The following is a 7,436-nucleotide window of genomic DNA, read 5'->3' as shown; positions in this document are numbered from 1 at the left end:
ACTCAATGGGCCCTAACAATTCGTTCAAGCCGAACCCACATCGGTGCAGCGCCTAAGCGCCCGCCTTCGGCTATATTGCGCTCAGTCGCCGCCCCGCTGCGGGTCGGCTTAACTCAGGCGTTAGGCCCCAATGAACGATCGCATGAGCCATGAAGAGTACGTTTCTTCTTGCCGCGAACGCGCTGCTGATATCGCGCGGGGCATCCTGGACGGAACAGTGCCGTTGCTTGAGGGCTGTCATGCCTTGGCATCGCTGCACGCCGCACTAGAGGTTCCGGAGCGAGACTCAGACTTTGAGACGTTCGTTGTCATTTCCTCGGAGTGCGATTCATTGCCTATCGGAGCCGCCAGATTTAAGTGGGCACCGGACGCTTTAGCCAAGCTGGAGCCTGAGATACAGTCAGCCATTGCGTGGGCAACTCCGCTGGCCCTTCCCGCTTGTCGGTCTGTGCTGCAGCGGTTTGGGGCCTAACAATTCATTCAAGCCGAACCCACATCGGGGCGGCGCCCAGGCGCCTGCCTTCGGCTATATTCGCCCAGTCGCCACCCCGCTGCGGGTCGGCTTAATTCAGGCGTTAGGCCGCATGAAGATTGGCGACTACTCGGAAGAAGCACAACAGCGCTTAGATACGCTTATCTCTGAGATGAGTACTGGCTCTGCTCGCACGGTTGCAGTCGTGGGTGGAGCCTGGGTCGAGGAAATGTTGGCCGCAGCCATTGAGTCCGCGCTGCACCCGCACAAAAAGGCGTGGGAAGGCCTGTTCAATAAGAGCCGCCCGCTGTCGAGCTTCTCAGCCAAAATCGACATGGCGCGCCTACTCGGCTTGGTCACTGACGCCATCTGGGCGGATCTCCACCGCATTCGGGAGATCCGTAACACGTTCGCCCACGACATCGCCCATAAGACGGACAACTCCGTACTGTCGTTTGCCTCCCCGCACATCAGCGACCAATGCTTAGCGATTCTCTGCGTGGCAAAGGAGAACTTGCAAGACCCAAGACACAGATTCACAAGGGCATGCGCAAGGCTGACCGCTGATCTTGATATGGTTCGCTTCTTTGGCACGCGCGTGACAGGCCCCGGGCAAGTCACGGCAGATGGCGTAGATGCGGCCTAACAATTCGTTCAAGCCGAACCCGCATCGGTGCGGCGCCTAAGCGCCCGCCTTCGGCTATATTGCGCTCAGTCGCCGCCCCGCTGCGGGTCGGCTTAACTCAGGCGTTAGGTTGCTCTGGAGACATCATCGTGCGTATAGCTCTATTCAAAGACAGCGACGAGTCGTTTACCCGGGCACTAGACGATGCCGGCGTTCCTTATGCCGAGCTCAAGGCTCCGCCTGGTCAGGTTATGGCTGCTGGCACCATGATCGCTGTGGCACAAACTGCTGCGGTTGCTGGCCCCGTTGCTGCCGTTCTGGTTGCTTGGCTCAAAGCACGCGCGAGCCGCAAGGTCATCCTCACACTTCTGGACAAGCGGATCGTTCATCTGGAGGGTTACTCCGTCGATCAGGTCAAAGAGTTGCTCCCGTTGGTTGATCATGGCACTGCCATCGACACCCAACCGCCTGCGGACTGAGCAACCTAACAATTCATTCAAGCCGAACCCGCTTCGTTACAGCGGGCATGGCAATAAAATCCTGCCATGCCCGCTTCCACTACACGGGTCGGCTTAATTCAGGCGTTAGGGCCCATGCCACGCACCTCCGCAAACGGATTCAAGGCGCTGGTGCTCGTCGCGTTCTTGGCAGCAATTGTGGGCGGGGTGTGGCTCGGCCTGTTCTCGTGCGGTACCTACGCCTGGCACAAGCAAGCGATGCTCTGGATGCTCCTAGCTTTTGCCGTGGCAATACTACTTTGGCCGCGGGGACGCTCCCCTGCCATCGGTCGCAAAAGCATTCTTTCACTCGCAATCCTTGGGGCGTTCTACTTCGCTCGCGCACTGGCCGCGCCGTTCTACCCAGCTCCTCCAGACTTCGGTGATTACTTCCGCTTGGTGTGGCTGGCTCTGGCCACAGGTCCCTGCTAATGGGCCCTAACAATTCGTTCAAGCCGAACCCGCATCGGTGCGGCGCCTAAGCGCCCGCCTTCGGCTATATTGCGCTCAGTCGCCGCCCCGCTGCGGGTCAGCTTAACTCAGGCGTTAGGCGTCATGATCAATGATCTCAATCGTCCGCCCACTAAAGCTGAGCGCGTAATTGCCATCATTGTCTCGGCAGTGGCTGCCGCAGCGTTCGGTTCCGTCGCTGCTTTGGTGTTACTTAGCAGTCCCGTGTCGGTCCCAGCTGCCGCCATCTTCTCCGTGCTTTTTATTGGTAGCGCCACAATGTTCTTTCGCGCCGCTTTTACGGCCCCGCGTTCTCTTTCGGTCAAGGAGACGCGCAGACTGTCATGGCTCCTGCTCATCGGCGGCGTCTTGGTTGCACCGCTGGCGTTGTGGGCCGGCGCTAGCGCTCAGGGACTCATGCTCTTGGGGGCCAGCCTTTCAAGCGTCGCTTACGGCCTTGCAGGGCTGAGCTGGCGTGGCACAGACGCCTAACAATTCATTCAAGCCGAACCCACAGCGGGGCGGCGCCTAGGCAAGCGCCTTCGGCTATATTCGCCCAGTCGCCGCCCCGCTGCGGGTCGGCTTAATTCAGGCGTTATGCTGCAGGCGGGAACGATCTGCTCTTGCTCGGAAAAGCCTGACAGCACGGAGCGCCGCTTGCCGACTGCCGCTCTGCTCCGAAAAATGCTAGAAAAGCGGCGCGACACGTCGCCGCAAAGCCGCCTTTGCGGCGGCGGGTTCACCGCTTTTCTGGATCCTCGCAACCGCTGCTGGACCTCTTGCGGATCGCGTACCCGAGCTGATGCTTCCAAGGCCGTGAGTGGACCGGCCGCTGCACCATAACAAGTCGCTCAACCGGAACCCGCATCGCGGCTGCCCCTTCGCCTGGGGTTGCGGCTATGATCGGCTCGGAACGGACCCACGGCGGGTCCGGTTAGCTCCGGCGTTAGGCCCCATGAAAGGCTTTCGTGCGCTCTTGTTCTCAATCCTCGCCGTGGTCGGCTGCACCGGTGCTGCGCAGCCTATCGACACTTCCGGCTTGACCGAGGCATCAATGAACCTCGACCAAGAGCATGTTCGTCCTTTGCTCACAGAAATCTCTCAACTTTTCTCAGCTGGCTTCACCCAGGACTCTGCGGCAAAGCTTGCCGATCAAGTAGATGGCCTCTGGGTCGGGCAGTCCGGCAACTGGGAGTTCTCAATTATCTTCAACGGCCAACCGGCCAGATTGGTGGTTGCGGCATACAAAGACGACACAGACGCTCCAGACTTGTACTTCTTCAGCTCTCCAGACGTTGCCGCTCGCATTGACAAAGAGTTGGTCGCGTTTTCAGAGGCTCACGGCATTTAGGATGGGGCCTAACAATTCGTTCAAGCCGAACCCGCATCGGTGCGGCGCCTAAGCGCCCGCCTTCGGCTATATTGCGCTCAGTCGCCGCCCCGCTGCGGGTCGGCTTAACTCAGGCGTTAGGCCCTACATGTTGAGTGTGATGAGGCACTGATGGTCAAGAACATTCACATTATTGCCTCGACCCTCATCGCGCTTGCCGCTATCGCGTCTGTTAGCCGCGCGACACCACCTCCAGAGAATAGGCCGCACTATTGTGCAATAACCTTCTGCGTAGAGGTCATTGCATACAGCTTCGTAGAGAGCGCGGTAATTGACCGCACTGACCGCACTGAGCGCATCAGCCTCCGGTTGCGTGACGGCACAAAGGTAGCTTTCGCTGGTCGAGTGTTCTATGAGGATGAGGTAGTTGACCAAACAGCACAGCCCTGGGACTTGCGCTCTCCTTCTTTGGCAGTAGCGCGTCAGTGCATTGGTTGCAACAGCCAAAACGTTCCATCACTCATAGTCGGGGCCGCAGTAAGCGGACAGCCCACCCTTGTACAAACCCATCTCAAAGGCAGCTTGTGCGTATGGTCTTCGCGCTACAGATGGAGAGCCGAACAACCTCAACCTCGTCGGATCGAGCTTGGAAAGCGAGAATGCTTTCAGCCCCTCCGGCAGTAGGGCCTAACAATTCGTTCAAGCCGAACCCACATCGGTGCGGCGCCTAAGCGCCTGCCTTCGGCTATATTGCGCTCAGTCGCCGCCCCGCTGCGGGTCGGCTTAACTCAGGCGTTAGACCTTAGGCTCTTTCATGCGGACACCCCGACCAAAAGCCACGAGAGTCTTCCTGCTTGTGTCCGCTCTTGCGGTAGCTGCTGCCATTGCGCTTCACATAGATTCAGAATCGTCTCGATCAATTGCGCCAGAGCCTTGTACGCCTGTCCCACGCGGTATCGTGCTGACTGGGCGCGGAATGACAACAGATCAAGCGGAGCGTCGCTCGCTTATCAGGATAAAAGACTCGCGCCCCTCAGTCCCACGCGTTCCTTTCGGTTACCTTAACTCAGAGTGGCGCGAACTAAAGAGCAACGCGAGAAGAGGCGACACCGTTCATGAGTACCGCACTGAGGAGTCTGGCGGGTACCTCATTCTTCGGGGTCAGTGTCTCGTGGGCCAGATGCCAACTTGGATCCACTAAGGTCTAACAATTCGTTCAAGCCGAACCCCCATCAGGGCGGCGCCCAGGTGCACGCCTTCGGCTATATTTGCACCCGGTCGCCGCCCTGCTGTGGGTCGGCTTAACTCAGGCGTTAGGCCCCAGGAGCAAACTGTGCCGGCACACGAGAAGATCAACTACGTCGAGTACCCGGCGCGAGACTTAGACGCAACCAAGCGCTTCTTTCGCGCCGCCTTTGGCTGGGAGTTCGTGGACTACGGACCCGAGTACGCGGCGTTCACCGGCCAGTGCTTGGACGGTGGATTCTTCAAGTCCGACCTGGCGGCCACGACCCGTCAGGGGAGTGCTCTCATCGTTCTCTACAGCGAGCGCCTTGAGGACACGCTCTCCAACGTTGTCTTGGCGGGTGGAGAGGTTGTAAAACCAATATTCTCCTTCCCAGGCGGTCGCAGATTCCACTTCACTGAGCCGAGCGGCAATGAACTCGCGGTGTGGTCGGAGCCTGTGGCCTAACAATTCAATCAAGCCGAACCTGCTTCGCAGGTCGGCTTATTTCAGGCGTTAGGCGCCGCACTTATGGCTCGGTATCGCGTCGTAGTCATCGCTTCTGGGATGAGCATCCCACCTGATGGGATCGCGGGCTTTGCTACAACGCGCTTCGTGCGTGCCTCTTCAGCTGCCTTGGCTTCTCAAGAGGCTCTCCGCCTGGTTGCCGCCTCTGCCGCAGCGGAACCGGCTTTTCAATCTTCGCCAAAACCGGTTCTCTCCGTTGACCTGGTCACCCGCGTCTGGAGCCCTTTCAAGCCATCTCAACCAAATTCTGGCTACAGCTTCTTCGGCCCAGACGATGGTCCTGACTCTATCTTGGACATTGAGCGGGCGGCAGGAGCTGGCTGGTGGTGAGCCGGGCGGCGCCTAACAATTCGTTCAAGCCGAACCCCCATCAGGGCGGCGCCCAGGTGCGCGCCTTCGGCTATATTTGCACCCGGTCGCCGCCCTGCTGTGGGTCGGCTTAACTCAGGCGTTAGCGCCCACAACGCATGACCACGCAGACTGATCCATTCTTCGAGGGCTTGGAGGAAGAGCTTGCTCCGTACACGGACGAGCAAGTTGACTCTATGCTGTCCGCAACAGAATCAGACCTTCGCTATCGCAGTGAAATCTGGCTTCTCTATGCGCTCGCCGTAATCTTGCCAATCTCCGTTGTTCTCTTCGGCATGTATCTCCTTAATGAGTTCCAGCTAGGCGGCATCGCGCGGATCATCGGCTTCATTGCAATCCTCGGCATGATGTGGGGAGCCATTCGCCTACTCAACAGATTCACTGCCAGATATGCCAGGTGGCGCTACCAATCCTCATTCTTGAGACAGCTAGCCCAAGTCAGATCCAACAGTGGGCGCTAACAATTCGTTCAAGCCGAACCCACATCGGTGCGGCGCCTAAGCGCCCGCCTTCGGCTATATTGCGCTCAGTCGCCGCCCCGCTGCGGGTCGGCTTAACTCAGGCGTTAGGCGGCAGAGCATGAAACACCTTGTCGTGACCCTAAGACTCTTCGCTTGGACCTTGGCCGCATTAATGTGGCTAATCGTCCTGCTCACACTTACGGGATGGGTGCCGTTCTACTCAGAGGAGACTCAAATTCCCGGTTTTTGGGAACGAGCTGTTTCTATTCTTCCGGTTGCTGCTGCCTGCATTGTTCTCTTTCTGCCGCATGCCTTGTTCATTAGAGCAAATGGGTTCGCCGTACTTCTCGCTCTTCACTTGCTATTGCTCTCCGCCGTTCTGGGCTTGGTGATTCGGGATACCACTCGCTACTTGGACGGTGCAATTCACATTGCCGCTGTTTACGGCAGCGTCATCGTATTCTTGGTGATTGCCGGTAATGCGGTCGCTCTGTGGCTTCGGTGCAAGAAGCTGCCGCCTAACAATTCGTTCAAGCCGAACCCGCATCGGTGCGGCGCCTAAGCGCCCGCCTTCGGCTATATTGCGCTCAGTCGCCGCCCCGCTGCGGGTCGGCTTAACTCAGGCGTTAGGCCTCACATGGGCACAGATAAGCTCGTTGAGATTGCTCAAGAACACGCGGCGGTCGACTTCGCGTCTCCGGACTCTATGCGCGGGGGCAACGCTGCGGCTGCTGAATTACGCGCTGCTATCTTGTCTGCGCTTAGTACGCCTTCCGGTACTGACAAAATCATCGAGCTGCTGAGCAATGCGGCTATCGCTCCATGGATTGCCTACAGCGCCCTAGAGCACGGCGAGCTGACTGAGTTCCAACGTGCGCGCTGTCTGTCCGTTATCCGCTCGCTTGCCGTGGGTGATGGCGTGGACGCCGTCGGTGCCAAGACGTGGCTTGCGGAGCACGGCTGTGAGGCCTAACAATTCGTTCAAGCCGAACCCCCATCAGGGCGGCGCCTAAGTGCGCGCCTTCGGCTACATTTGCACTCAGTCGCCGCCCTGCTGCGGGTCGGCTTAACTCAGGCGTTAGGCGCCGCAAGAGCGAGAGCCATGCAGTCCGTCCCTTCGGAGACTCTGGCTCCCGCGTGGGACCGCGTGAGAGTTCTTCGCTCCGCCCGGCGGGTGGCTTCGGGCACACCCCGCCAACCGCTCACACCGGGCCGTTGCCGGGGCAAGCCTTCTGGGGTTTTGGCTTCGCCTGCCGTGACCTTCCCCGCTCGTTCCGGCCTGGCCTTGCCGGGCCTTCCACTTCGTCGCATGATCGCGCCTAACCATTCGTTCAAGCCGAACCGGCTTCGCCGGTCGGCTTAACTCAGGCGTTAGGCACCACATGAGCACTCTTCGCAACGGAAGCATCTCTTACACCACAGCGGTTGGCTCTGATGTTTCGCGTGACGGCTTCTATGCGGAGCTTTGCCGGGAGACAG

At 59.1% G+C, this 7,436-nt stretch carries 9 protein-coding genes; all 9 read left to right on the top strand.

The features are described from left to right. The first annotated feature begins 584 nt into the window (after positions 1–584). Positions 585–1,118, top strand: coding sequence for a DUF4145 domain-containing protein (locus tag ABD970_RS12350; protein WP_345295833.1), 534 nt, complete (start codon positions 585–587; stop codon positions 1,116–1,118). 128 nt (positions 1,119–1,246) lie between these two features. Beyond that, positions 1,247–1,576 carry an effector-associated constant component EACC1 gene (locus ABD970_RS12345; RefSeq protein ID WP_345295832.1) on the top strand — a complete coding sequence of 110 codons (330 nt, stop codon included), beginning with the start codon at positions 1,247–1,249 and terminating at the stop codon, positions 1,574–1,576. Positions 1,577–1,690: 114 nt separating this feature from the next. Beyond that, positions 1,691–2,026, top strand: a complete 336-nt coding sequence (locus ABD970_RS12340; protein ID WP_345295831.1) for a hypothetical protein — start codon at positions 1,691–1,693, stop codon at positions 2,024–2,026. 123 nt (positions 2,027–2,149) lie between these two features. Then, the gene (locus ABD970_RS12335; protein ID WP_345295830.1) at positions 2,150–2,536 is read left to right on the top strand and encodes a hypothetical protein; all 387 of its coding nucleotides are present in this window, start codon (positions 2,150–2,152) and stop codon (positions 2,534–2,536) included. Positions 2,537–2,999: 463 nt separating this feature from the next. Then, on the top strand, positions 3,000–3,395 hold the full coding sequence (locus ABD970_RS12330; protein WP_345295829.1) for a hypothetical protein: 396 nt from the start codon (positions 3,000–3,002) through the stop codon (positions 3,393–3,395). A 1,312-nt stretch (positions 3,396–4,707) separates the two neighbouring features. Beyond that, complete coding sequence (locus ABD970_RS12325) at positions 4,708–5,067, top strand: VOC family protein (RefSeq protein ID WP_345295828.1); 360 nt, start codon at positions 4,708–4,710, stop codon at positions 5,065–5,067. 527 nt (positions 5,068–5,594) lie between these two features. Continuing rightward, on the top strand, positions 5,595–5,957 hold the full coding sequence (locus tag ABD970_RS12320; protein WP_345295827.1) for a hypothetical protein: 363 nt from the start codon (positions 5,595–5,597) through the stop codon (positions 5,955–5,957). A gap of 118 nt (positions 5,958–6,075) precedes the next feature. Continuing rightward, the gene (locus ABD970_RS12315) at positions 6,076–6,519 is read left to right on the top strand and encodes a hypothetical protein (RefSeq protein ID WP_345295826.1); all 444 of its coding nucleotides are present in this window, start codon (positions 6,076–6,078) and stop codon (positions 6,517–6,519) included. A gap of 75 nt (positions 6,520–6,594) precedes the next feature. Further along, positions 6,595–6,930 carry a hypothetical protein gene (locus ABD970_RS12310; RefSeq protein ID WP_345295825.1) on the top strand — a complete coding sequence of 112 codons (336 nt, stop codon included), beginning with the start codon at positions 6,595–6,597 and terminating at the stop codon, positions 6,928–6,930. Positions 6,931–7,436 lie beyond the last annotated feature (506 nt).

The organism is Luteimonas vadosa (assembly GCF_039543545.1).
GTDB classification, from domain to species: domain Bacteria; phylum Pseudomonadota; class Gammaproteobacteria; order Xanthomonadales; family Xanthomonadaceae; genus Luteimonas; species Luteimonas vadosa.
The sequence above is the reverse complement of the archived record's forward strand: the minus strand, read 5'-3'. Positions and strand labels throughout refer to the sequence as shown.

Bases quoted from the DNA above. Each gene is read 5' to 3' on its own strand.
- ABD970_RS12340 (WP_345295831.1), top strand. From the start codon at position 1,691: ATGCCACGCACCTCCGCAAACGGATTCAAGGCGCTGGTGCTCGTCGCG.
- ABD970_RS12330 (WP_345295829.1), top strand. From the start codon at position 3,000: ATGAAAGGCTTTCGTGCGCTCTTGTTCTCAATCCTCGCCGTGGTCGGC.
- ABD970_RS12335 (WP_345295830.1), top strand. From the start codon at position 2,150: ATGATCAATGATCTCAATCGTCCGCCCACTAAAGCTGAGCGCGTAATT.
- ABD970_RS12320 (WP_345295827.1), top strand. From the start codon at position 5,595: ATGACCACGCAGACTGATCCATTCTTCGAGGGCTTGGAGGAAGAGCTT.
- ABD970_RS12350 (WP_345295833.1), top strand. From the start codon at position 585: ATGAAGATTGGCGACTACTCGGAAGAAGCACAACAGCGCTTAGATACG.
- ABD970_RS12310 (WP_345295825.1), top strand. From the start codon at position 6,595: ATGGGCACAGATAAGCTCGTTGAGATTGCTCAAGAACACGCGGCGGTC.
- ABD970_RS12315 (WP_345295826.1), top strand. From the start codon at position 6,076: ATGAAACACCTTGTCGTGACCCTAAGACTCTTCGCTTGGACCTTGGCC.